22 protein-coding genes are annotated in these 23,393 nt (G+C 69.0%); 2 read left to right on the forward strand and 20 right to left on the reverse strand.

What is annotated here, in order from left to right; genetic code table 11:
* Positions 1 to 71: 71 nt before the first annotated feature.
* From M8859_RS32335 to M8859_RS32425, 19 genes are all read right to left on the reverse strand, one after another.
* Complete coding sequence (locus M8859_RS32335) at positions 72 to 458, reverse strand: DUF4913 domain-containing protein (protein WP_236565231.1); 387 nt, start codon at positions 456 to 458, stop codon at positions 72 to 74.
* Positions 455 to 2,287, reverse strand: coding sequence for a type IV secretory system conjugative DNA transfer family protein (locus tag M8859_RS32340; protein WP_159919345.1), 1,833 nt, complete (start codon positions 2,285 to 2,287; stop codon positions 455 to 457). Before M8859_RS32340 ends, M8859_RS32335 begins: the two co-directional genes overlap by 4 nt.
* 42 nt (positions 2,288 to 2,329) lie before the next feature.
* Positions 2,330 to 2,884 carry a hypothetical protein gene (locus tag M8859_RS32345; protein ID WP_249645398.1) on the reverse strand — a complete coding sequence of 185 codons (555 nt, stop codon included), beginning with the start codon at positions 2,882 to 2,884 and terminating at the stop codon, positions 2,330 to 2,332.
* A 65-nt stretch (positions 2,885 to 2,949) separates the two neighbouring features.
* Positions 2,950 to 4,614: a peptidoglycan DD-metalloendopeptidase family protein gene (locus M8859_RS32350; RefSeq protein WP_249645399.1), complete on the reverse strand. Its 1,665-nt coding sequence runs from the start codon at positions 4,612 to 4,614 to the stop codon at positions 2,950 to 2,952.
* Positions 4,615 to 4,651: 37 nt separating this feature from the next.
* Positions 4,652 to 4,960 (reverse strand): transposase, encoded by a 309-nt coding sequence (locus tag M8859_RS32355; protein WP_159919349.1) that lies wholly within the window; start codon positions 4,958 to 4,960, stop codon positions 4,652 to 4,654.
* Complete coding sequence (locus M8859_RS32360; RefSeq protein ID WP_159919351.1) at positions 4,957 to 7,101, reverse strand: putative type IV secretion/conjugal transfer ATPase; 2,145 nt, start codon at positions 7,099 to 7,101, stop codon at positions 4,957 to 4,959. The genes M8859_RS32355 and M8859_RS32360 overlap by 4 nt, the downstream gene beginning before the upstream one ends.
* A 7-nt stretch (positions 7,102 to 7,108) precedes the next feature.
* Entirely contained in the window at positions 7,109 to 8,599 is a 1,491-nt protein-coding gene (locus M8859_RS32365; protein WP_159919353.1) for an SCO6880 family protein, read from the reverse strand.
* Positions 8,596 to 10,068, reverse strand: coding sequence for a hypothetical protein (locus tag M8859_RS32370; protein WP_159919355.1), 1,473 nt, complete (start codon positions 10,066 to 10,068; stop codon positions 8,596 to 8,598). The genes M8859_RS32365 and M8859_RS32370 overlap by 4 nt, the downstream gene beginning before the upstream one ends.
* Positions 10,062 to 10,856 carry a DUF8175 domain-containg protein gene (locus M8859_RS32375; RefSeq protein WP_504928424.1) on the reverse strand — a complete coding sequence of 265 codons (795 nt, stop codon included), beginning with the start codon at positions 10,854 to 10,856 and terminating at the stop codon, positions 10,062 to 10,064. Before M8859_RS32375 ends, M8859_RS32370 begins: the two co-directional genes overlap by 7 nt.
* Positions 10,857 to 10,891: 35 nt before the next feature.
* Complete coding sequence (locus M8859_RS32380; RefSeq protein WP_159919358.1) at positions 10,892 to 11,704, reverse strand: DUF8175 domain-containg protein; 813 nt, start codon at positions 11,702 to 11,704, stop codon at positions 10,892 to 10,894.
* Positions 11,701 to 12,357, reverse strand: coding sequence for a DUF8175 domain-containg protein (locus M8859_RS32385; protein ID WP_223513295.1), 657 nt, complete (start codon positions 12,355 to 12,357; stop codon positions 11,701 to 11,703). Before M8859_RS32385 ends, M8859_RS32380 begins: the two co-directional genes overlap by 4 nt.
* Before the next feature lie 31 nt (positions 12,358 to 12,388).
* Positions 12,389 to 12,664: a hypothetical protein gene (locus M8859_RS32390; protein WP_223513292.1), complete on the reverse strand. Its 276-nt coding sequence runs from the start codon at positions 12,662 to 12,664 to the stop codon at positions 12,389 to 12,391.
* Between the two features lie 8 nt (positions 12,665 to 12,672).
* Complete coding sequence (locus M8859_RS32395; RefSeq protein ID WP_159919362.1) at positions 12,673 to 12,969, reverse strand: hypothetical protein; 297 nt, start codon at positions 12,967 to 12,969, stop codon at positions 12,673 to 12,675.
* A gap of 51 nt (positions 12,970 to 13,020) precedes the next feature.
* Positions 13,021 to 13,683, reverse strand: a complete 663-nt coding sequence (locus tag M8859_RS32400) for a DUF6668 family protein (protein ID WP_159919364.1) — start codon at positions 13,681 to 13,683, stop codon at positions 13,021 to 13,023.
* Positions 13,680 to 14,558: a MinD/ParA family ATP-binding protein gene (locus tag M8859_RS32405; protein ID WP_159919366.1), complete on the reverse strand. Its 879-nt coding sequence runs from the start codon at positions 14,556 to 14,558 to the stop codon at positions 13,680 to 13,682. The genes M8859_RS32400 and M8859_RS32405 overlap by 4 nt, the downstream gene beginning before the upstream one ends.
* A 15-nt stretch (positions 14,559 to 14,573) precedes the next feature.
* Positions 14,574 to 15,542, reverse strand: a complete 969-nt coding sequence (locus tag M8859_RS32410) for a DUF8176 domain-containing protein (RefSeq protein WP_159919368.1) — start codon at positions 15,540 to 15,542, stop codon at positions 14,574 to 14,576.
* Between the two features lie 57 nt (positions 15,543 to 15,599).
* Entirely contained in the window at positions 15,600 to 17,198 is a 1,599-nt protein-coding gene (locus M8859_RS32415) for a cutinase family protein (protein ID WP_195072356.1), read from the reverse strand.
* A 288-nt stretch (positions 17,199 to 17,486) separates the two neighbouring features.
* Positions 17,487 to 19,886 (reverse strand): RelA/SpoT family protein, encoded by a 2,400-nt coding sequence (locus M8859_RS32420; protein ID WP_159919372.1) that lies wholly within the window; start codon positions 19,884 to 19,886, stop codon positions 17,487 to 17,489.
* 393 nt (positions 19,887 to 20,279) lie between these two features.
* The gene (locus M8859_RS32425; protein ID WP_159919374.1) at positions 20,280 to 21,257 is read right to left on the reverse strand and encodes an alkaline phosphatase family protein; all 978 of its coding nucleotides are present in this window, start codon (positions 21,255 to 21,257) and stop codon (positions 20,280 to 20,282) included.
* Between the two features lie 164 nt (positions 21,258 to 21,421).
* On the opposite strand from M8859_RS32425, the gene M8859_RS32430 reads away from it, so the two are divergent.
* Both M8859_RS32430 and M8859_RS32435 read left to right on the forward strand, forming a co-directional pair.
* Positions 21,422 to 22,204 (forward strand): metallophosphoesterase family protein, encoded by a 783-nt coding sequence (locus M8859_RS32430; protein WP_236565233.1) that lies wholly within the window; start codon positions 21,422 to 21,424, stop codon positions 22,202 to 22,204.
* Entirely contained in the window at positions 22,201 to 22,533 is a 333-nt protein-coding gene (locus M8859_RS32435; protein WP_195072355.1) for a YnfA family protein, read from the forward strand. Before M8859_RS32430 ends, M8859_RS32435 begins: the two co-directional genes overlap by 4 nt.
* A gap of 308 nt (positions 22,534 to 22,841) precedes the next feature.
* Here M8859_RS32435 and M8859_RS32440 read toward each other — a convergent pair whose 3' ends face one another.
* The gene (locus M8859_RS32440; protein WP_195072354.1) at positions 22,842 to 23,342 is read right to left on the reverse strand and encodes a winged helix-turn-helix transcriptional regulator; all 501 of its coding nucleotides are present in this window, start codon (positions 23,340 to 23,342) and stop codon (positions 22,842 to 22,844) included.
* Positions 23,343 to 23,393: the final 51 nt, after the last annotated feature.

Genomic DNA, 23,393 nt, shown 5'->3' on the forward strand with positions numbered 1-23,393 from the left:
AAACGCCCGCCGGATTCCGGCGGGCGTTCGTCGTTCCGGGACTCTCGCGAGAACCGCTGTAGCACAGCAATTCACGTGCGGAAGTCACCCACTGTGGGATCACCGAACATGCCGTGCTGCGGCGACTTCAGGGGCAGCGGGCTGAGCATGTCCTTGTGACCGTTGCGCACACTGCAGTACTTGAACGGCCCCTTGGGGTCGAACAGCTTCGACATGTGCGGGTCCGCGTGATCCAGGAACCAGACGCTCAATCCGGTCCGCCCGTCCAGCCGGTAGTGCTCCCAGGCCCGCCACAGTGCGTCCAGGCGGGCGACCGCCTCGGCATGCTGCCACCACTCCGGGCACCACACCGTGTCACTGAGATCGGTGACCTGCCGCCGGTAGACCAGGCTGAGATAGTTCTCGACGAACTCCACCACGCTCGCGTAGATCATCGGTTGTTGCTGCTGCTCGGTCACAGCGGCCGAACCTCCTCGACTTGTCCCTGTTCCTGCGGCGGCGTCGACTTGGTCAGCGACGGCGAGCCCAGGTCCGTGATCTCCGTCTTGCGCTGCGGATCGTGACGCGAGATGGACTTCTTCACGTCGGCAGCGTACTCACCCTCCCACCACGGCACGGTCCGGATGAGCACCGGTGGCGCACCGGAGGGGAACAGGATGGCCCGGCCGCGCGGCAGCGTCGCCAAACCGTTGACCGAGAACGTCTTGGACGAGCTGAGCGAACGCGAGTAGCTCTTGCCACCCTTGGATTCGGAGACCGACTGCGAGATCGCGTCGTAATCGCCGAGCACGTCCGAACGTTCCTGCAGGAACTTGGTGTCGTCCACGCCGCTGCCGAGCACCTTGATGTTCGCCGCCGACCACAGCGCGTTCATGCCGCTCTCGCCCCAGCAGCGCGCGCCCTGCGCCCAGGACTGCAGCACCGTCATCACCACGATGCCGCGCGAGCCGAAGTGGCTGTACTGCTTGGGCAGATCCTTCCAGCGCACCACGTTCGCGGCCTCGTCGAGCACCGCGAGCATCGGGATCGCCAGTCGCCCACCGGCCGACTGCGACGCCTTCCGCATCGCCACGTCCACTACCGCCTCGGTGAGCGCGCTCACCAGGGGGGCGGCCGACCCGCGGCCTTCCAGCGACAGGCTGTAGAGCGTTCCGTTGTTGTCCAGGAACTCCAGCTCGTCGAATTCCCTGCGGTCGCCGCCGCGGGTGATCCACGGATGCACGTTCGACAACTTCAGGCAGCGGATCATCTTCTTGGCGGTGCCGAAGATGCCGCTGCGCGTCCGCGGGTCGGTGTTGTACTGCGAGGACAGACCCGAGGCCGTGTAGTGATGGCGGGCGGCGCGCAGGAGTTCGATGGGCTCGGTGTCCTGCGGGTTGGTCACCCATTCCCACACCTGCACGATCGGCCTGCTGCCGTTGCGATCGCCGACCGCGGCGGCGAGGAACAGTCCGGCCAGCAGGTCCTCGGCCTCGGGATCGAAGAACGCGTCGGTCTTGGTGTCGCGGCCGTCGTCGCCGTCGGCGAAGTGCCCCGCCAAGCGCGCCGCGCGCATTTCACAGCCCTCGCGCTTGGCATCAACCCAGGACAGCGGATCCCAGAACCAGGTCGGCTCTTCGCCCGCGACGCCCTGCGGATCGAAGACGAAGGTGGGACTTCCCTTGGCCTCGCGGACGTCTCGGGTGGCGTCGACCACGTCGCGTTTGTTCGAGGTGGCCAGCACCGGGCCGATCGCGGTGAGGATCGCCGGGATCACGCGGGATGTCGACTTGCCCTGACGGGGACCCCAGATGTCCAGATGCAGATCCTCATAGGAGCCGTAGAGCATCACCCCGTCGGCCACACCGATACCGATCGGCACGCCGGGAAGATCGTCGTAGCCGAGTTTCACGCCGAGCTGCTGGGCCTTCTCCCGGACACCCGCCTCGGTGAGCATCGAGATCGCGCCGCCGTTGCCCATCACGTCGGCCTTGTCGTCGACCGGCAGCCTGCCCTTCGTCCGGTGCTTCTGCAACCGCTTGCGGATCACCAGATAGGCGATCACGCTCAGGATCACCAGCAGTATGATCGCGGTGGCCGCGCCCGGCCATTGCAGCTTGCCCCGTGCCAGATCGGCCGCGATGGCGATCGGGTTGAACGGGACCTTCTGCGGGCTGCCTGCCAGCAGGTTGCCCAGATGCAGCGCGAGCCAGAGGGTTCCGAAGATCGCGAAGCCGGCGTAGGTCAGTAGCAGGCTGACATCGGGTCCGGGCACGGCCGGATCCGTCACCTTTTTCTTCTTCGCCATGTGTGCCTCCTGGGTCGGCCGTCCGGTACGGAAAGCGGGTGGTCAGCGGAATGCGTCGAGCCGCCAGCCATCGGGTGTGCGCACGACGGTGGCGATCACCGTCGCGGGCGGCAGCGGCTCCTTGCGCCCGTCCGGATAGACGACGGTCTGCTCGATCCCGATCTTGAACTGCTGGACGTTCGGGTCGCTGAGAGTCGGCGCCTTCTCCCCTGACGCGAACGTGAACGCCTCCACGCGCGCCCCTTCCCTCGCCCAATCCGCCCATTGCAGCGTCGACTTCGGCGTCTCCACCGCGGTCGGCGCCGCATCCAGCATACGAATCAGGCTGGGGCCGAGAAACTTCCGAGCCCGGCTCAGCGAGGCGCCTTGGCTCTCCGTGGCGGGCTGCCAGCTGTAGATCTCCCGCAGCGCCGCGACCGCGACGCCGTCGGGCGTCACAGGGTCGGGGGCGGGCACGCCTTCCAGCAACCGGGGTGTGGACGTAGCGGGGCGCGCCGCATCGGATCCCGCGTCCACGCCGCCACAGGCCGCGCTCAGCACCGCGACGCTCACCACCAGCATCACCACCAGTTTCGCGCGTGCACTTGCTCTATCCATCCAGGCTAGCCGCATACCGGGGCGGCGCGGCAGTCCCGCCGCCGCGTGTTCGGACCGGTGGACGCTCACAACACCCTCCTCGCACGTCCGTCCCCCGGGACCGCGACTTCCGAAACACCGCCCGCGGAGCGGGAATCCGCACCCGGCACCGATTGGATCATCCGCCCGTTCCCGGCGTAGACACCGACCTGCGCGGGACCACGCGGACCGAACGAGCTGAACACCAGATCTCCCGGCCGCGCCTTGCTCATCGGCACTTCGGCACCCGCCTCCCATTGCTGTTCGGCCGTGCGCGGCAGCGTCACCGTGCCGGAGGACGCCGCGAACACCGCCGCCGCGGTCAAGCCCGGTCCGTCCAGTCCTCCGCCGGTGGGTCCTTGGGGTCCGCCGCCGCCCCAGACATAAGGGGTGCCGAGCCATTCGTGCGCGGCTTCCACGATCTGGTCGCCTGTCGACCCCTGCCCGGGGGTGAATCGGCCGACCGAACCCGGCGCTCGGTACTGCGCCTCCATCGCGAGGATGTTGCGCACGTACGGCTGGGTCTCGGCATAGTGTGCCGCGAGCTGGTTCGGCATGCCGCCGGAGGCCAGCACCGCGCCCTCGCCCGCGTTGTACGCCGCCAGTGCCAGCGCGACGAGATCGCCCTGCACGCGGCCCTCGGCCTGCCACCGCTGGATCTTGTGCGCGATCGCGCACATGTAGCGCCCTTGACCGATGATCGCGTCACCGTCGTCCCACACACTGGCCACGCCGTTGCCGTCGGCGTCGATCACGTAGGGCTGACCGTCGTCGGGATTGATGCTCACCGCGGTGGTCGGCAGGAACTGCGCCAGCCCCTGCGCACCGGCGGGGGAGGTCGCGCCGCGCCGGAAACCGGACTCCTGCCTGCCCTGCGCGGCCAGCAGCGACGGCGTGACCTGCGGGCAGATCGAACCCGCACGGCGGTACCAGATCTCCAGTTCCTGCGGCACCTTCCCCGCGGCGAGCGCGCCACCGGCGGTGCCGAAGCCGAGAGTACAGCGTGGATCGTTGGAGAAGGCGCGCGCACCGCCGACATCCGGGGTCGGCGCGCCGTCCAACCAGGGCAGCGGGTCGATCTGACGTCCTCCGGTGAACCGGCCGCCCGGGACGATCTCGAAATGCAGATGGGGGCCGCTGGATTCACCCGCCGAACCCACCGCGCCGATGTGCTGTCCCGCGGTCACCGTGTCGCCCGCACGGACGAACACGCCGGAGTCCCACATGTGTCCGTAGACCGCCGAGTACGAACGGCCGTTGGTATCCACCGAATCGACGACGATCCAGTTGCCGAATCCCGACGCCGGACCCGCGGCGACGACCCGGCCGTCGGATACCGAGAAGATGGGCGTGCCGTCGGCCGCGGCCAAGTCGATGCCCCGGTGCGCGCCACCCCGCGAGCCGAAGGTGTCCGACACCGTGAAGGTTCCGGTGGCCATCGGCAGCGTGCGGCGCAGCGGACCGGCGCCCGCGGCGAGCGAGGGCGTGGCGGTCGCCGCCGGATTGGTCTGTGTCGCGCCGGGACCCGTGGTCGCGGCAGCGCGCCGATCGCCCGGCGCGTAACCGCCCAGCGGCGGAAGCGCCGACTGCGAGCCCAGCACCGACCCGCCCTCGCAGGCATCGTCCACGGCGGGCATGACGATGACCAGCACGATGGTCATCAGGCCGAGCACCGCGCCCAGCGCCGTCCACAACGCCGATTTGCCGCTCATCGCCGCACTCCGGCATCGTGCCGCGCGCAGCCGTGCTTCACGTCCGGCGCCGGGCTTCGTTGAGGGTGTCGGCCAACGTGCGGTTCATCTCGGCGGCGGCCGCCAATTGTTGTTGCAGCAGTGCGACTTTGCGCCGCAGCGCCGTCGCGTCCATCCGCTCCAGACTCGGCCCCTCGGCCGCGCGCACCCAATTCCGCACCGAATTCGTGTGCACGCCGATCTGTTCGGCGACCACGCGGCAGGCCTCCGATTCACTGCGCAGCTTGCCGGTCAGCGCGATGACCTGTTCGACCGCCGCTTGGCGTACCTCCGGTGAGACGCGGCGGTAGGACCGGTGCGGCATCATGCGGCGCTCCCCGGCGAATTCGATCCGCGCGAAGTCGATTCGGTGAACTCGCTGAACCGCTGGTTGGTGTCGTGGATTCCGCTTTCCTTCTCCGACAGCGTGAATTCCATGTGGAAGGGGATGCCGGGCCGACGGTCCTCGCCGATCTTCAGCAGGAACTTTCCGGTGCCGGGCGGGGAAGGGCGCTGCTGCCCCGGTTTGAGCGCCTCGCCGGTCAGCGCTTGCGGTGCGGACCATCCGGTCACCATCTCCTCCTCGGCCGATGTGAACGGAACCGTGCTGTCGAGCCGTTTGATCTCCTCGGCCGGGAGCGCGCCGAAGATCTTGGCGCGCGCCCGCTCGAGGAAACCGAGCGCTTTCGCGATGGCGGCTTCCGATCCGAGCGCTTGCAGGTCCTTGATGGTGTGGCTGATCATGATCAGCGCGGTGGCGATGCCGCGCTGCAGCCGGGTGAGCTCGTCGACGCGGTCGACCATGAAGTCGCCGAGACCGAGCACCTGCCACAGCTCGTCCATCACCACTTGGAAATAGCGCTGTGGGCCGAGTTTCGCGTCGGCGAGCACGTGCGCGGCCTCGACCGAGGCGAATCCGTCGGCCCAGCAGGCCAGCATGACAGCGGCCTTGAGCTTCTTGTCGCCGGTCGGGATGTGCGAGACGTCCATGCACACCGCGACCGCGCTGGTGTCGATCGGCACGGTGGTCTGGCCGTTGAACACCGCGCCGAAGGGGCCCTGTGTGAGCGCGCGCAGGGAGCGGCGCAGCCCCTTGATCGCTTCCTGGTATTCGGCCGGATTGTCGGAACCGGCGTCGAGCATCAATTCCTCACCGCCGCCGACGATCACCTCGAGGAGGTTCTCCATGATCGGCGGTTTGTCCGGCGTGTATCCGCTGCCCGGCCGGTAGAGGATGCGCAGCGCGGTGGAGATCAGCGTCTCCTCGTAGTCGCGGACGCGGTCGCCGCGCACCAATTCGACCAGACCCGCGATCAGCGTCACCTGCCGGGCCCGAAGGTCCTGCAACACCTGCAGTTGCAGTGCCGGGAACTCCTCCAGTCGGGGCACCACCGCACCGAGCACGCCCGCCGCCAGCGGGTTCAGCTTGCCGTGCCCGTAGCCCAGATCGATCACCTGGCCGCCGACCAGTTCGACCATCTTGCGGTAGTCCGGTTTGACGTCGGCGAGAATCAACGGCGTGATCCCCTGCGCGATGCCGCCGAGCACGATCCGGCGCACCAGCGAGGACTTGCCGAAACCGTTGAGGCCGAGTACGAACAGGCTGGGGGCGGTGATGAAACTGCCGCGCATGAACCAGTTCATCGGATCGAAGCAGACCGGCGCACCGGTGTGCAGATGTGAACCGAGGGGCGTGCCGATCAGCGGCGCGCCCGCGCCGACCGACCACGGCCACAGGCCGGCGACCTGGGCGGTGGTGGCGCGGTACTCCACCGGGCGGCCGACCACGTTCATGCGCCCGCCTCCCGGTCCCGCGTAGCCGCGGTCGGTGAGCTGGGCTGTGCTGCGGTCGAATCCGTCCTCGATCGTCTGCTCCGCGCGGGCCGCGTAGTTGCGGCGGCGGATGTCGTCGGTGCGAACCCGGAACTGCGCCCACGCCGCACGCAGGCCACTGCCCTCGCGGGCGATCATCTCCAGCTTGGCGCGGGTGGCGTCGTCCAGCAGCGGCGGACCGGACTGCTTGCGCCGATCCGCTTTCGCCTTCGCGCGGCGAGCCGCTTTGTCCGTGTACGGGGCGCCCATGGCGCGGTCGGCGGTGTAGTCGACCTTCGCCGACCGCGCCACCCGGCCGTTCCTGCCGCCGTTGCGTTCCGGCCGCGCGGCGATGCGCTCGGTGACCGCGTCACGGGACATCCGAGAGTTCCGCTCACCGCGTGGACGTTCGGCGTGCGCCCGGTCGCCGCGCACGCCGTCGGACCGGCCCGTGCCCGCTCGCGTCCGCCGCTCCGCCGTCCGCCGATCGGGCGCGTCGACGCCCGGCCGGTCCTCGCCGTTCACCCGCGCCGAATCCCGTGCGGGGCGGCGGCGCTCCGGCCGCTGTCCCCACTCGTCCCGGCCGGATTGTTCGAGCCGCCTGCGACGTGCGTCCTCGTCCCGTTCCCGTACGGGTGGCTCGTAGTCCCGTGCCATGAATCGCTCACCCCGCCAGTGCCTTCGGAATAGTCGCGTGTTCCGGCAGGATCACCCCGCAACCGAGCGAGGCCGCGAAGGCCGCCGCCTGGTAGCGGTAACACCGCCGGATCTTCAGACGCGCCTGCGTCGACAGGTCGCGCGTGATGGCTTCGATGCGCGGCAGGTCGCCGCGCAAGGGCTCGGTGATGGTCACCAGCGCCCCGAAGCGGGTCACACCGTGACCCCTGGCCTGCTCTTCGCGGGCCTGCTGAGTCGCGCCCACCCGCAGCGTCGCCGCCGCGGACACGACCCCGCGTTCGCTCTGTTGGGCCACCAACGCGTTCTTGAAGTCGTCGTCGACGATTTCGGCGGCGTCGGCGGCTGAGTGCGGACGGTACACGATCGCGATACGTTTGCGCGGGACTTCGGGATTCGGTGCGAGCAGCCGCTGCAGCACCCGCTCGTCGACCGCGCCCTCGGGAGCGGCGTCCATCTCCCAGGTGACCGACCGGCCGCCGTCGTGCACCAAGTGATCCCACTTCTCGTCATGGGACACCGGGCCCGCGTCCGCCCAGTCCAAACCGTGGCCCTCGGGTTCGCCCGCGGCCACTTCCAGGTCGGCCTGCGAGGCGGGATCGTAACTGCGGCGGATGAACGAGATCACCTCGTCGGCCGACATCGGCTGTGCGCGCACACCGGCTTCGGCGAGCGCCGCGCAGATCCCGGGCAGCCGACGGCCGATCTCGACCGCCTCCTCCGCCGGGTTCTTGCGGCGCTCGGCGGTGGTGGCCTTGAACGTGATCGCCACACGCGGCAGCAATTGCACACGCTCCTGGGGCAATTCGGTGGCCAGCTCGTACATGACCTGCTGGGCCAGCTCCGGCGCCTCCGGCCTCGTGATCGTGGAAACCTCGGTGAGCAGGCGGTTTCCGGTCTCGGGCACGGTGTCGATGACCGGCACCACGGCGACGATGTCGCTGGTCTGTCCCACCGAGGCCAGGAAGGTGCCCCACGCCGACACCCACCGGTCGATCACCGGCTGGTCCACCGCCTCGTGTCCTTGCGGCCACGCGCGCAGCACCACCGTGTACTGGGCGAACTGCGGGAGGTGGATCATGCCGAAGCTGTAGCCACCCGCGTCGATGCCCTCGTACAACTTCGAGGGCGCCAGCAGTCCGGGCAATCGGGTGACGCCGCCCGGGATCCGGGAGAAGCGGCCACCGCGGTACACGTGCTCGCCGCGACTGCGCGAGCGCATCCAGTTGAACATCATCAATCCCGTCTCGTAGCCCGAACGACCTCCGGTCCGCCACACCAGCGGGACCATGACGACGACACCGGTGCCGCCGACGATCAGACCCCACTGGAAGCCGCCGACCATCGCGGTGATCAACGCCGTGATCACGACCGCGAAGCCGAGAACGGTTTCCTCCCAGCGCAGGCCGAAAAGACCCGCGCTGCGCGGCTTCTGCCAGAGTCCGTACGAGCGCCGCTCGTAGGTGTCGGTGAGTGTCATCGCGGAATGGTGCTCCTCCCGAGGTCGGGTGAACGGTTCGTCCAGCGATCGCCCGCGACGTCACCCATGGCTTGGTCGGCCCGGCTCAGGCCGCCGCTCGCGGCGCGCGCCGCGCCGATCCGGCCGGCCGCCCTGGCCGCTCCGGACGCTACTCCCGCCGCGCCCGCTGGTCCGGAGGCGCGCGGTGCCGCACCACCCTGACCACCGCCGCCACCTCGTGGCGGGGTCGGCCGCGGTGCGCCGCCGCCACGCGGTCCGGCCGGGCCGCCGGGCCGGGGCCCGGTGCCGCTGCCGCCCACGTAGCCGGGCGCGCCCGCCGCCGCGGCGCCCTTGACGCCGACCGCCTTGGTGCCCATCGCGCCCAGGGCCGCCACACCGACCAGGGTGCCGCCCGCCGCGGTGAAACCCGAACCGCCGCTGCCGACGATCGCGACGGCCGGAGTGACCAGTCGCATGAGCGCGGGCAGCACGAACGCCACGCTGCACAGCAGCACGATCGCGACCAGCATGCGCTGGGCCTGCTCACCGTCGGGCAGACCGCCGGTCGGGGTGAGCGAGTCGACATGGCCCGCGGTGGTGAACGCGATCATGTAGACGATCGCCGCCACCGGTTTCCACAGCATGAAGGCGATGATCCAGCCGATGAGCTTCTGATAGGACTGCTTGCCGACGTTCATGCCGGAGGCCGCCGCCGCCAGCGGCAACACGCCCGCCGCGATCACCAGCAGACCTTGCCGGACGATGGCGAGCACGATCTGCGCGAGGGCGCCGAGCAGGCCGACGATCGCGATGATCAGCACCAGGCCCGGTGAAAAAGCTTGCAGCTTGCTGGTTTTCACCATCAGCTCGGCGAGGTCCTTGGCGTTGCCGTTGGTCGAGTCGCTGATGATCCACTCCGCGAAACGATCCGACGCCTGCGTGCCCGCCACGATCACCGCGCCCAGCATCCAGGAGCTGAACACGACGCGGGTGAACATCCGGAACGATTCGGCCGCCTCGTTCATCGTGGCCCCGCGTCTGGCTTCGGCCAATCGCGCGCCGGAGAGGATCACCGACGCTATCAACAGCAGGATCTGCGCTTGATAGGTGTAGTCGTTGATCTTCGTGAACAGTGAGCCGGAGTCGCTGACCGCCTCGTTGGGCACCTTCATCCAGAAGGTCAACGCCAGGATGATGGCCTGGCCGAGACCGTTCATCAGCGAATCGACCACCTTGCCGAAGGTCGAGTCCCAGGCCTTGTCCTTCACCGCCTCGGCGGCCTGGCCGGGATGCGAGGCGGCATTGCCCGCCTTGCACGCGGCGGACGCGGCGTCACCGAGAGAAATGCCGGGCAGTCCGACGTTGTCGAGCGTGTCATGAATCTCGTTGCACGTCTCGTCGAAACCGTAGGTCTGGCCGTAGGCCACGGTCGGCGTCGCGATCATCACCGTGAAGATGACCGCGAATATCGTGACTAGGCGCCTCACCATTGTGTCCACCCCTCGATGCTCCGCAGGGACTCGATCTGTACTCGCTCGTCACCTGTCACCGGGGTGAGCTTCCAATCTCCGTCTCGCCACCGGACCGCCAGGCGCATGCCCACCCATGTTGGTTGGCCATCAACTGTTTCTCGAGCCTTTCTCGCAAACTGCACTTTCGCGAAATCATCTGCATAGCTTTCGATCCGGAACGCATCCGAAGCGAACAACAGGGGCCTCAGCTTGTCGGGCAGGCGGTCGGACACTTTGCCCTCGGCGACGAGCCGGTCGTACTCGGTCAAGTACTGCGGCGTCACATCGACCAGCCGAATCAGCAGGTCACGATCTTTGGGATTGGCGTTGGTCCGCCAGTAGATCTGCTCGGCGGCCAGCGCGGCGCCCTGCGGAGTGTGCGCGAAGCCCAGGGCAGCGGAGCCGTCGATCCTAGCGGGGCCGTCGGAAGCGGAGAAGCGCACGACAGGACCACCGAACACCCGCTGCCATACGCCCTCGCCGCTCGACGGCGTGGGTGCAGCGGAGATCCATCCGGGCGTGCCCGGACGCTGCTGTTGGTCCGGATGCTGGGGCAGGACAACACCTGTCGCGCGGATCGGCACATCGACCCGGCGGCCGAACATGTCGTTCTCGGGATTACCGAAGGCCGCGCCGCCGGGATCTACAGCGGTGCCCGATGTCGTGCCCGTCGCAGCGACCGGTTCGTCTCCGGATGCGTTGTCTCGCAGAGCGACAGTCGTCAGTGCAACCGCGAGCGCGACACTGATCACCGCGCCCGCGCCCATCAGCGCCAAGGGCATCCGGCCGGATCTGCGCGTGGTCACCATCTCGTCCACCCCGTCAACGATTCGAGGTACTCGGTCTGCGCGTTGTTGGTGGTCGAGGGCTTCAGGCGCCAGTCCCCTGCATCCCACACCATGACCAGGCGCGTCGCCGCCCACAGCTGCTTGCCGTCCACCACCGGTCCCCTGGTTGCCAGCCGGATGATGGCGAGATCGTCGGCGTAGTCGTCCACTTTGAACGCGTCCGAGGCGACGAAGTAGCGGGTCACCTTCTCCGGCTGCTGCTGCGGCAGACGGTCGTCGGCCAGCGCCTTGTCGTAGGCGGCGATCTGCTGGGCGGAGACTCGGACCTGCCGCACGTACAGGTCACGGTCGGCGGGACGCGCGTTGAGCCGGTAGGTGATCTGCGCCGCGGCCAGCACCGCGCCCTGCGGGGTGTGCGAGTAGCCGACGGCCAGGTCGTCCTCGATCCGCGTCGGCCCGTCGGAGGTGGAGAACGGGACGGAGGCGCCGTACACCCGCTGCCAGCCGTGCGGTTCGGTGGTGCCTTCCGGCGCCGCGGTCAGCCAATCCGGATCGGTGGGCTTGCGCTGGCGGGAGGGGTCCTGCGGAAGCGGTTGTCCGGCCGCATTGTTGGGGATATCCACCCGTCTGCCGAGGATGTCCACCTCAGGGGTGGCGAAGCCGGTGCCGCCCGAGCCCTCGGTGACGGCCGGTGCGCCGCTGATGCTCTCGTCGTCGCGGCCGACGAAGACGAAGATGCCGACCACCACGATGAGCGCCAGCACGGCGGCGGAGGCGACGACACCGAAGGAGACACGGTCGCGCGCGTACGACTCCCTGTCGCTCACGTCGGTGCCTCCAATTTCACTATGTCGGTGGGTAATGCGTCGATCGAGTCGATGGGTCGTGCGGTCGAGTCCGGATCGGGAAGCCGCAATCTCCAGTCGTCGCCGAACCATTCGACGGCCGTGTGGTGCACCGCCTTGGAGCTGTCGGAGTATTCGGTGTACACGTCGACGGTGGAATGCCGCTCGGTGTAACCGGTGATCCGGTATCCCAGCAAGCGGGGAGCGAACTCCGGTCCCGCCGGGCCGGTGATGGACAGCTGCACCCGGTTGATCGCCCACTCGTCCTTGGCCGGGCCCGGAACCACTTCCCTGGCAGCCACTTTCGCCCACTGGGTATCGGCGGCCACCGCCAAGCGGACCGAATGGGTCAGCGCGGCGATGCCCGCCCCGCGTGGCGAGTGGTCGAAACCGGTCGCCGCGCCGTCGGCCGTCGAGCGCGGCCCTTGGTCGGTGTGCGGCAGCGGCACACCTTGGAACGGCTGCCACCGGACGTTGGTGGGAGCGGCCGACAGATCCGGCCCCGCCGAGTCCTCGTTACCGCCACAGCCGACCGCCGCGAACAGCAGCGCGGCGCCCACGACTCCGGCCGCGGGGCGGCGGATGTCGCGCCGCCACGCCGCGGAGTCCGCAGGCCGCAGTACTGTCGAATTCATTCCCGCGTCGTCCCCGTCCCGATCCGGCGGCTCACGCGGGCAGGAACGCCAGGGCGATCCCCGACGCCGTGCTCGCCACCACGGCACCCAGCAGACTCATCAGGACGCCGTGCGAGGCATCGTTCATGGCCAGATCGCTGCGGAAGGTCAGCCACAGCTTCCCCGCGGACACGATCATCCAGGCCAGGCACACCAGCAGGACGAACCACAGCAGCCAGTTCAGCAGCTGCATCAGCGGTGCCAGAACGTCGGCGGGCATCTGTTTGTAGGCCAGCAGCTGCGCCGCGGGCATGCGCACAGTACTCATCGCCGACATCAGGTGCCGATGACGGCGTTCATGATGGTGCCCGCGCTCGTGGCGACCACGCCGCCGATCATCGCGCCCGCCACCATCTTCGGCGACTCCAGACCACCGCCGGTCCACTTCTCCCAGGCGAACCTACCGCCGGCGTAGATGATCCCGCAGATCCCGGACAACAGGACGAACCACGTGAGATACCGCACCAGCTGCAGGATCTTCTCCGAGCCCGGCGGCGCCTCGGGCGTCGGATTACCGACTTGCGCGAGTACGGTGCCGTACGTGTCCTGCACGGCGAGGAGGATCATGCTCATCGGGTGCCTTTCTCGAATAGTGGGTGGTTGTCGCCGATGCGATGCGGACGTTCACTCATCGGACGGCTTGCGGAGATCGGGTGACCGGCGGTCGTAGCTGGCCTCCTCCAATGCCGTCCGAGCGGCCGCCACGATGTCGGCGCCGAGCTCCCGGACATCGAGCGGGACTTCCTCCAGCAGATCGAGCTTGCGCTTCTTGGGCGGCAGCGGGTCACCGGGCGACCACACCGGCAGCTGCTCGGGTTCGACCAGCGTCCACTCCTCGTACCACGGCACCTGCCACACCTGCCCGGCCAGGGAGCCGACCACGTCGCGGTAGCGCCGGATCTCGGGAGCCATCCGGCCGGGCCGCGCGGCGACGGTGATCAGGCCGAGCACGTCGCAGGGACCGGCGAAACCCGAAAGATGCTGGCGCAGAAGGTCGTGCGCGCGGGACAGCCCGGCGATGGTCTCCCTGGCGACGAGGACGACGAACGGACTTTCGCGGTCGAAGACGCCGGGCCAGCGGCGGCCCGAATCCGCCGCGGGCGCAAGCACGTGCGCGAGGGTACTGGCTCCGGCGCCGCCGTGCACACCCAGCAGCCAGACCAGCGGCGCACGGCCGACACCGGGGACGGGGCGGTCCCAGACGGCGGCACGGCGGGACTCCGGCGGGGCGATCACACCGGCGGGCGCGGGGTCGGGCTGACGCGGAAAAATCATGGCGGCGGTCATGATGCCACCCCGGCGAGCAGGCGCCCATATGCCCGGCGCGTCTCGGCGGCCAACGAGGCGTGCCGCACCAGTTCACCGCGGGCCAGATGCGGATCGTAGGGAATCTCCCTGATATCGCGGACCCAGCCGGACAGGTGCTCACGCAAATGATCCGCTACCCGGGAGTCGTCACCCGGATACTGGTGGGAGACGACGATGGTGGTATCGCCGACGACGCCGCCGCCGTGCCCTTCTCCGGTGTCACCGAACTGGTCATCGAGCCATTCCAGCGCGACCCGCAACCGGTTGGCCGCGTCGGTGCGGGCCGGAATGGCAAGTACCAGAGCAACATCCGCGTCGTCGAGCAAGGGCGTCAGTTGCCTCGCGGCAATCGGATGTCCCCCGTCGTAGACGGCGGTGTATCCGGCGTCGTGCACCGCGCGGGCGACCGTGAGATACGTCGCACGCCTGCGCAACGGCGCGGCATCACGCCAGAGCAGCCCGATGCCGGAAGTCGCGCGTGACAGGCACTCCTTGAGCGGCGCGGGTTCGTCGTCACCGCGTCCATACAACCAGGACTGCAAGCTGATCGGGTGCAGATGCTCGTCCGCGCCGCGCAGCGCGAGATCGCTGCCCGCCGTGGTGGCGTCCACCGCGACTGTCGGCGTCCCGGCCGTACCCAGTTCACCCGCCAAGCCCAACGCTGTCGTGGTGGTTCCCGCACCACCACATCCGCCGACCACCAGGATCGGCCGTTGCACCGGATGATCCGCCTCGGAGCCGTCACCCTTGCGGCGCCGCAACCGCACCACCGGAGCCTTGGAGCGCACCGGCCGGCTCGACGCCGCACCCTCGCCGGGCGCTTCGTCGAGCCAGCGGCTCCAGTCCTCTCCCATCGCCTCTGCTCTCCTTTATCCGGCCGCGATACCCGTGATCAGGGTGCGGCCGTCGATCACCGCGGTGGTGACCACCTGCCTGTTGTACGTGGCGGGCGCGCCGCCGGGCCGATACTCGGTGACCTCGACCGAATACCGGTTGTCGCCGACGGTCACGATCCGCACGCAATGCGTGGTGCCCGCCGGAACCGAGTCGATGCCCCGCTGGATGACCCAGGCGGGCTGGACGTCGGCGTCCGGGGCGACGGCCGCGCGGGCCCGTTCCCCGGAGCGCTCCACGTAGTACGCGTACTGGAACGACAGCACCGCGTCGGGCCCGGACCCCGTGCCCCCCGCCTCCGCGCTGCGCACGATCGCGTCGCTGCGCTCGGTGGGGCAGGCGCCCGCGCTCACCGCGCGCGGATTGCTTCCCGCCTGCGCGCTGCCGACGGTGAGCTGGACCGACGCGGAGACATGCGAGTCTCGCGGCTGCGCGGCGCGATCACCCGCGGCGCGCAGCAGGAACAGGACGCACACGGCTGCCACGGCGACGATCAGCACCGCCGCGATCACGATGAGCAGCACGCGGGCCCGGCGCATGGCGGGGTGGTCGCGGGCGGCTTGCCGCAGCCCGCGCGAGACCGCGGGGCGTGGCCGGTCGACGGGCTCGTGGTCGTCGTCATCCGCCCATGGGAACTGCGCGGGACCGGCCTGCCTCGGCGCGACGTAGTCGTCGTCGGGACCGGGAGCGTGCCCGGTCACCACCCAATCCGACCACCCGCCGGTGAACTCGCTGCGCTGCGCGGGCAGATCCGCCGGGGCGTCCTCGGGTTTGCGCTGCCACGGCTCGTCGTCGTCGCGAATGTAGTCCGGATAGCGCGAAGGGCCGTCGTCATCCACCGGGATGATGGCGTTCGCCCCGTCCCGCTTGCCTGCCTCCGGCGCACCGGTCTCCGGCTCCAAAGCGCCGTACCAGCGGGAAAGCTGTTTGTACGACTTCAACATTCCCCCATTCCCGCAGAGCAGGGCACGCAGTATCGCATCGTCGGACCCTCTCGGCGATCAGTTCGTGGAGAACGGGTAGGCGTTGGGTGTGCCGGGTCGGTCGGTGGGCGGAATCGATGTCACGCCGCCGGATGAGGCGCCATCGGCTCCTGTCCCGAACGGAAATTGTCCCGTACCGGACGAACTCGGCGTGGGAGACGCGCCGGAGCCGTCTCCGAAGAATCCCGTCGGCTGCTTCTCGAGCACTCCCCGCGGCTGGAGCTCGCTGCCGAAGGCGTCGGCGATGTCGCGGGCGACGGCCGCGAACCAGTCGGCGACGAACTGCGTGGGAGCGTCACCGTTCGCCGAAACGGTCGCGCTGGTGTAGGCGGTGTGGCGCTGCACGGTGTCCCAGTAGCGCACCCAGGTGGTCGTGTTCAGCAGTTCACTGTTGTCGGTGATGTTCTGCACCACCGCGTCGAACGCTTGGGTGACCAGCCGCACCCCGGTGGTCGGCGGAATCAGCTGGGGAATGGCGCCGAGCAGCTTGGCGCCCAGCGACAGCAGTGCGGCGGGCGGGTTCGCCAGGCCCGCGGTGGCCAGCTCGGAGATGTTCGCCGGGGCGAGCACCGACCGAACCACGGTGATCACGGAGTTCAAGCCGATCATGCCGACCTTGAGCAGTGCCTGCAGCGCGCCGGGCAGATTCAGCGGCGTGCGCGGGTCGGAGGCGTCGGCGAGGCGCTGCGAGATCGACTTCTGCGGCGATATCGCCAGGGTGGCCAGTGAATTGCCTTGAATATCCTCGGCGACCACCCGAGTCGCGGTCTTGATCGAGGTGAACGCCAGCGCCTGTGCGATCGACACCAGCGACGCGATCGGGTCGCCGCCACTGAGCTTGGACTGGCCTGCCACGTTGGCGACCGCCTTCAAAATGGGCGCGCCGTCCGGGGCGTCGCAGGCGAGATCGCCCGCCGCGCAAAAACTCGCCACCCGGCCGGTGAGCGCCCCGAAGTTGGCGGCCTTGTCGCGTTCCGGGCCGATGCCACCGCCGGCGGCGGGCGCCTGCGGCAGGGCGGCGATGGATTCCAGCCGGTCACCCGAGGTGCCTGGCGCGGGGTCCGGGGTCGCTTTGCCCGGCGCGCCGGGAAACAGCGGTGCGCCGGGATTGCGGGTGGGGTCGCCGAACAGCGCGACGGCGGCCACCTTCTCGGCGGGCAGCACGCCATGGCCCTGGCCGATCTCCTGCGCGAACACCGAGGCGACATGCGCGCCCTGCGAATAACCGACCACCGCGAAGCGGCTGTCCGGGCAGGTGGCGGCGACGGTCTCGGCCATGCTCCGCAAACGAGTGAGGCCACCGGCCACTGACTCCGAGTAGGGCACCACGCCACCGGCTGTCGCACCGCCGAAGCCGGATTCGTATGGCACATAGGCACGGTCGACCAAGCCGGTCTCGGGAGCTTTCGCCATCATCGGCCGGAAGACCGTGGAGAGCATGCCGGTGTCGGTGGTGGGCGCGGCGTCGGGCGACGATTCACCGGTGCCCTGAATTCCCAAGGCGTACAACGCCGGACATGTCGCGATGCGGAGATTCGTGGAGGGGCCCGCCGGATTCGACGGCTCCGCCGTGGCGACACCGGCGGTCGCCACAGCCACGGCGAGTGCGACCAGCATCCCCGAGAGTCTTGCCGTGTATCCAGTCATAGCGATCCGCAATCAAGTCGTTTGCCGCAGCTACCCTCAACGCCATGAAACGCAATAGACCGTAACAGATTCCGGCTATTACTGCCGCATCGCCGGAAAAATTTCGTGACACGCCGATAGGAACGCGACACACCGTGGCACGTTCCCGGTTTCAGTCCGACAAGTTTCCGGTAGCGCACAACGAAAGGCAACCCGGAGCCGGAGCGCGCGCGGCCGAAACCGGTTGCGCCAACAGTTAATAGACAGCTATCGCAACTGTCAGGCCGCGGAGGTGACGCGGTAGACGTCGTAGACGCCTTCGACGTTGCGCACCACGTTCAGCAAGTGGCCCAGGTGTTTCGGATCGCCCATCTCGAAGGTGAACTTGCTGATCGCCACCCGGTCGCCGTGCGTGGCCACCGACGCGGACAGGATGTTGACCTTCTCGTCGGCCAGCACCTTCGTCACGTCGGACAGCAGCCGCGTGCGATCGAGCGCCTCGATCTGGATGGCGACCAGGAACACCGAGGACGGCGACGGCGCCCAGGACACCTCGATGATCCGTTCGGCCTGCTCCCGCAGGGAACCGGCGTTCGTGCAGTCGGTGCGGTGCACGCTCACCGCGCCACCGCGGGTCACGAAGCCCATGATCTCGTCACCGGGCACGGGGGTGCAGCATTTCGCCAGCTTGGCGACCGTGCCCGGAGCACCGGGGATCAGCACGCCCGCATCGCCGGTGACCCGCTGCCTGCTCGGTGTCGTCGACGGGGTGGAGCGCTCGGCCAGCTCGTTCTCCACGTCGCCGATGCCACCGAGCTGCGCCATGAGCCGCTGCACCACGTGATGCGCGGAGACCTGGTGCTCGCCGACGGCGGTGTAGAGCGTGGAGATGTCGGTGTAGTGCAGCTCGTGGGCGACCGCGGTCATCGCGTCGACGCTCATCAACCGCTGCAGCGGCAGCCCGACACGGCGGACCTCCTTGGAGATCTGCTCCTTGCCGCTCTCCAGCGCCTCCTCGCGCCGCTCCTTGGCGAACCACTGGCGAATCTTGGCCTTGGCGCGTGGCGACACCACGAAGTTCTGCCAGTCGCGGCTGGGTCCGGCGTTCTGCGCCTTGGAGGTGAACACCTCGACGACCTCGCCGTTCTCCAGCTGGCGCTCCAGCGCGACCAGGCGCCCGTTCACCCGGGCGCCGATGCAGCGGTGGCCCACCTCGGTGTGCACGGCGTAGGCGAAGTCCACCGGCGTCGACTTCTGCGGCAGCGTGATCACGTCGCCCTTCGGCGTGAACACGAAGATCTCCGGCGACTTCAAATCGAAACGCAGCGACTCCAGGAACTCGGCCGGGTCCGCGGCCTCACGCTGCCAGTCCAAGAGCTGGCGCATCCACGCCATGTCGTCGACCTCGGCGGTGTCGTTGGAGTGCTTGCCGCGGGTCTCCTTGTAGCGCCAGTGCGCGGCGATGCCGAACTCCGCGGTGCGGTGCATGTCCTGGGTGCGGATCTGCACCTCCAGGGGCTTGCCGTCCGGGCCGACCACGGTGGTGTGCAGCGACTGGTAGACACCGTAGCGCGGCTGGGCGATGTAGTCCTTGAACCGGCCCGCCATCGGCTGCCAGAGCGAGTGCACCACGCCGACGGCCGCGTAGCAGTCACGCACCTCGTCACACAGGATGCGGATGCCGACCAGATCGTGGATGTCGTCGAAGTCTTTCCCCTTGACTATCATCTTCTGGTAGATCGACCAGTAGTGCTTAGGGCGGCCCTCGACGATCGCGTTGATCCGGGAGGCGGCCAGCGTGTTGACGATCTCGGCGCGCACCCGCGCCAGGTAGGTGTCGCGCGAGGGCGCGCGGTCGGCGACCAGCCGGACGATCTCGTCGTATTTCTTCGGGTGCAGGATCGCGAAGGCGAGGTCCTCCAGCTCCCACTTCACCGTCGCCATACCGAGGCGATGGGCAAGGGGCGCAATGACTTCCAGCGTCTCCTTGGCCTTCTTCGCCTGCTTCTCCGGCGGCAGGAAACGCATGGTGCGCATGTTGTGCAGCCGGTCGGCCACCTTGATCACCAGCACGCGCGGGTCCCGGGCCATCGCGATGATCATCTTGCGGATGGTCTCGGCCTCGGCGGCGGCGCCCAGATTGACCTTGTCCAGCTTGGTGACGCCGTCGACCAGGTGGGCGACCTCGGAGCCGAAGTCCTGGGTGAGCTGGTCGAGGCTGTAACCGGTGTCCTCCACCGTGTCGTGCAGCAGCGCGGCCACCAGCGTGGTGGTGTCCATGCCGAGCTCGGCGAGGATGTTGGCGACGGCGAGCGGATGGGTGATGTAAGGGTCGCCGGATTTGCGGAACTGATGCTTGTGCCGCTCGTCGGCCACGTCGAACGCGCGCTGCAGCAGGGTCAGGTTCGCCTTCGGGTACAGCTCGCGGTGCACGGTGGCCAGCGGCTCGAGCACCGGCTTGACCGCGGCGATGCCACGCTGACCGGTCATGCGGCGTGCCAGACGCGCACGTACCCGGCGTGAAGCCGAGCTCGGGACGGCGGCGGAGGCGCCCGGCTGACGCGGAGGCGTCGGACCGGCCGGTGGTTTCGCGGGCAGCGCAGCATCGGTGGCGCCCGCGCCGTTCGACTGCGGGCCTGTCGATTGCTCGGCCTTCGCCTCGCCCAGATGCCGAGTCATGCCACCACCTCTCCGCGCCTCGATCGGACCACCCTATCCGACCGGTGCAACCTCCCGGACCACCAACTTTAGTCCGGCCGGAGCACCGACGTCCGATCAGCTGACCAAGGATGCGCATCGGAGTCCTCGGACGAGGAAAGGACGTGGGCGCGGTGCTGTTCCGGTCACCCGGACAGACGCCGCATATCGGGCGCGCACGCCCGCCGGACTCGGCCGTTCTCCTGAGACACGCCGACCCACCACACCGTGTCCCCCTGCGTCAACCAGCGCGTTCGCCCGATGAGACATAGCCCCGCGGCGCTCAGCGCGGCAATCACCCCGAGCGGGACGATCGACCGGAAGCGAGACCCGAGATCCGGAAGTGGACGCGTGGGGCGGGTGTCCGGGGCTCGGTCAGCGAATCGCGGCGGGCTGGGGTCCGGCCGACGGAGGTCGAGCGGGTACGGGCTCGGGACGAAGAGAGAGGCCGTCGAGATCGGAGGCGGGGGCCACGTCGAGAAGGTCCAGCACGGTGGGGGTGATGTCGACCAGGGTCGCTCGGGTGCTGGTGGCGCCGGGCCGGAAGTCCGGGCCGCGCGCGATGACGAAATTCGTCGTCTCGTCCGGCGACTGACCGCCGTGCCCGCCTTTCGGCGTATGGCCGTGGTCGGCGGTGACGAGGACGGTCCACCGCTCGGCGGGGTGGGCGGCGGCCCTGGCGTCGACGGCGGCGACGACGCGGCCGACCAGAGCGTCGATGCGTCTCACGGCGTCCAGGTAGGCGCCGGAGGCGCCGCCCGCGTCGTGACCGGCGCGGTCCACCTGGTCCAGATGGGTGAACAGCAGGTCGGGCGCGAATCTGCCGATCGCGGTGACCACGGCGTCGGTGGTGGCGGCGTCGGTGCGGGACTCGTCGCGGTCGTCGGGCACCGGTGCGGTGGAGACGACCACGTCGGCGCGCGGGCTGCCGCTGCCGGTCATGGTGGCGATCTGGTCCCAGGTGGCGATGGACTGGGTCTTCAGTGACGGCCGCGCCCGTTCGAGGTGGGTGAAGACCGTCGGGTACCGCGCGAACGGCGCGGCGGTGAACTGGTTGTTCGTGATGCCGTGCTTACGATCCCACACCCCGGTCAGCACGCTGGCCCAGGACGGCCCCGAGATGGTGATGTGCGGGGCGATAGATGAACGGCTCAGCAGGCCCTCGCCTGCCAGTCGCAACAGATTCGGCGCCTGCGCATGCTCGATCTTGTTGTACATCAGCCCGTCCAACCCGATCACGACTACTTTGGCGACCGGAGCCTCGCCCTCGGCGACTCCGATCGCGGCGGACAGCGGAAGGAACAGGATCGCCACGACGGCAACGACTTCCGACAGCAGTCGCGCTCGGCTCATACCGCGAACCATGCGGGACCGACCGGTGCGCCCGATAGCCCGTCACGGCAATGTTCACGGACGTTTCATCGAGGGCCGCACTGCCCGTAGCCTCGCTGAACAGCCGTTGAACGAGACATAGCGTCCTTTGACACGTCCTCCGCCGATATGGCTGGCTAGTCGTCGTGACCGCAGCGCGCACCGCACGGTGCATTCGCGTCGCGGCCGTCGCCGACCTGCATATGCGCGCGGCCGTGGCCGGACATTTCCGTCCCGATTTCCTCCGCCTGGCAGCAGACGCCGACGTCCTGTTACTCGCAGGCGATCTGACCGATGGCGGCACCCCAGCCGAATCCGATCTGCTGTGCGCCGAACTCGATGATCTCCCGGTGCCGGTGGTGGCCGTGCTGGGTAATCACGACCACGACGACGGTTCCGGCCACCTGATCGCGGCGCGGCTCACCGCGCTGGGCGTCCACGTGCTCGACGGCACCGCGATCACCCTCGAGCTCAACGGGATCCGGCTGGGCGTCGCCGGAGTCATGGGCGGCAGCGGCGGCTTCCCCGGCCATCCCGGCAACCCTGACGAGGGGTCCGCCGAGCATCGCGCGCGTATGCGCCGCGGACCGCTCGACGCGCTGCGCCTGCGGCAGGCACTGGACACACTCGATTGCGAAACTCGCGTCGCCCTCATGCACTTCGCGCCTGTCGTAGACACCTTGGCCGGTGAACCAGCCAAAATCTTCGCCGGTCTCGGCTGCCATGATCTGGCCGGGGCGGTCGACGCGGGCGGGGCACTGCTCGCCGTCCACGGACATGCGCACGGCGGAACGGAATTCGGCCGGACCCAAGGCGGTGTGCCGGTGCGCAATGTCTCCTATCCGGTGCTCGGGCGCGCCTACGCCGTCTACGAGACCGGCCCTGACCCGCGTCCGGCAACCGCCGGGCAAGTACCCTCGCCGCCATGACGCTCGCCCGCTCGCTGCTCCTGTTCGCCCTCGCCGCGCTGGCCGAGATCGGCGGCGCCTGGCTGGTGTGGCAGGGCTGGCGGGAACACCGCGGTGTGGTCTGGATCGCCGCGGGCGTCCTCGCTCTCGGCGCGTACGGCTTCGTCGCCACCTTCCAGCCGGACCCGAATTTCGGTCGCATCCTCGCCGCCTACGGCGGTGTCTTCGTCGCGGGCTCGTTGGCCTGGGGCGTGCTGGTGGACAAGTTCCGCCCGGATCGCTGGGACTACCTCGGTGCGGTGATCTGCCTTGTCGGCGTCGCCGTCATCATGTACGCGCCGCGCCGCTGACCGAAGTATCCGGGCCCACACGGAACCGTGGTGGTGCCGGTCCGCGTCCGAACCGCGATGCGGGCAACAACCCGCCCCGCGGTGAGTACGCCGTTCATTCCTGAGCGCCGGAGGCCCATACCGCGGCAGGCCGGCCGGTCGCTTCGACGGTGTTTGCCGGTACGCGCCAGACCCGGGAGGGCCGCCAGGGAAAGTCGCCCGCACGGCGCCTTCGACTATCGGGCTCGATCGAGCACGTTCGGAGTCACCTTCCGGGCAGGTAGATCTTCAGCGTGGCAACCCATTCCGACACATGAGGCGTGCGCGGATCAGTTCTCGGCGTCGAGCAAGCCGCCGATGAGCATCGTTCCCGGCCCCTGCCTGCCACCCGGGCCGGGCATCCACCGGACGTCGGTCGCGGTGAGCGGCTCGCCACACTCCCGGCACACCACCACCCCGGCCGTCGGCCGCCCGCACTCGCGATGCACCACGACGGCGGGCGGCCCTTCCACGCCCGCCAGCCATTTGTCGCCCCAGCTGATCAACATGGTGAGCACTGGATACAAGTCGCGCCCACGTTCGGTGAGCAGGTACTCGTAGCGCACCGGATTCGACTGGTAGGCGCGCTTTTCGACGATGCCGTGCTTCTGCAGCCCATCGAGACGCGCGACCAGCACGTTCGAGGCGATGCCGAGATCGCGGCGGAGATCCTCGAACCGGGTCAGCCCGACGAACAGGTCACGCAGGATCAGCGGCGTCCAGCGCTCTCCGATCGCGTCGACCGTGCGCGCGATCGAGCAGACGATGTCGGAGAAAGCAGCCTTGGCCATCAGGCCAGTCTAGTCCGTTGCTTTTTGCAAGTGACTTGAACTAGGTTCGGA

It is taken from the genome of Nocardia sputi (assembly GCF_023501985.1).

Bases quoted from the DNA above. Each gene is read 5' to 3' on its own strand.
- M8859_RS32420 (WP_159919372.1), bottom strand. From the start codon at position 19,886: ATGACTCGGCATCTGGGCGAGGCGAAGGCCGAGCAATCGACAGGCCCG.
- M8859_RS32435 (WP_195072355.1), top strand. From the start codon at position 22,201: ATGACGCTCGCCCGCTCGCTGCTCCTGTTCGCCCTCGCCGCGCTGGCC.
- M8859_RS32410 (WP_159919368.1), bottom strand. From the start codon at position 15,542: ATGTTGAAGTCGTACAAACAGCTTTCCCGCTGGTACGGCGCTTTGGAG.
- M8859_RS32370 (WP_159919355.1), bottom strand. From the start codon at position 10,068: ATGGTGAGGCGCCTAGTCACGATATTCGCGGTCATCTTCACGGTGATG.
- M8859_RS32405 (WP_159919366.1), bottom strand. From the start codon at position 14,558: ATGGGAGAGGACTGGAGCCGCTGGCTCGACGAAGCGCCCGGCGAGGGT.
- M8859_RS32365 (WP_159919353.1), bottom strand. From the start codon at position 8,599: ATGACACTCACCGACACCTACGAGCGGCGCTCGTACGGACTCTGGCAG.
- M8859_RS32390 (WP_223513292.1), bottom strand. From the start codon at position 12,664: ATGAGTACTGTGCGCATGCCCGCGGCGCAGCTGCTGGCCTACAAACAG.
- M8859_RS32340 (WP_159919345.1), bottom strand. From the start codon at position 2,287: ATGGCGAAGAAGAAAAAGGTGACGGATCCGGCCGTGCCCGGACCCGAT.
- M8859_RS32355 (WP_159919349.1), bottom strand. From the start codon at position 4,960: ATGATGCCGCACCGGTCCTACCGCCGCGTCTCACCGGAGGTACGCCAA.
- M8859_RS32345 (WP_249645398.1), bottom strand. From the start codon at position 2,884: ATGGATAGAGCAAGTGCACGCGCGAAACTGGTGGTGATGCTGGTGGTG.
- M8859_RS32350 (WP_249645399.1), bottom strand. From the start codon at position 4,614: ATGAGCGGCAAATCGGCGTTGTGGACGGCGCTGGGCGCGGTGCTCGGC.
- M8859_RS32425 (WP_159919374.1), bottom strand. From the start codon at position 21,257: ATGAGCCGAGCGCGACTGCTGTCGGAAGTCGTTGCCGTCGTGGCGATC.
- M8859_RS32440 (WP_195072354.1), bottom strand. From the start codon at position 23,342: ATGGCCAAGGCTGCTTTCTCCGACATCGTCTGCTCGATCGCGCGCACG.
- M8859_RS32360 (WP_159919351.1), bottom strand. From the start codon at position 7,101: ATGGCACGGGACTACGAGCCACCCGTACGGGAACGGGACGAGGACGCA.
- M8859_RS32385 (WP_223513295.1), bottom strand. From the start codon at position 12,357: ATGAATTCGACAGTACTGCGGCCTGCGGACTCCGCGGCGTGGCGGCGC.
- M8859_RS32395 (WP_159919362.1), bottom strand. From the start codon at position 12,969: ATGAGCATGATCCTCCTCGCCGTGCAGGACACGTACGGCACCGTACTC.
- M8859_RS32415 (WP_195072356.1), bottom strand. From the start codon at position 17,198: ATGCTGGTCGCACTCGCCGTGGCTGTGGCGACCGCCGGTGTCGCCACG.
- M8859_RS32400 (WP_159919364.1), bottom strand. From the start codon at position 13,683: ATGACCGCCGCCATGATTTTTCCGCGTCAGCCCGACCCCGCGCCCGCC.
- M8859_RS32375 (WP_504928424.1), bottom strand. From the start codon at position 10,856: ATGGGCGCGGGCGCGGTGATCAGTGTCGCGCTCGCGGTTGCACTGACG.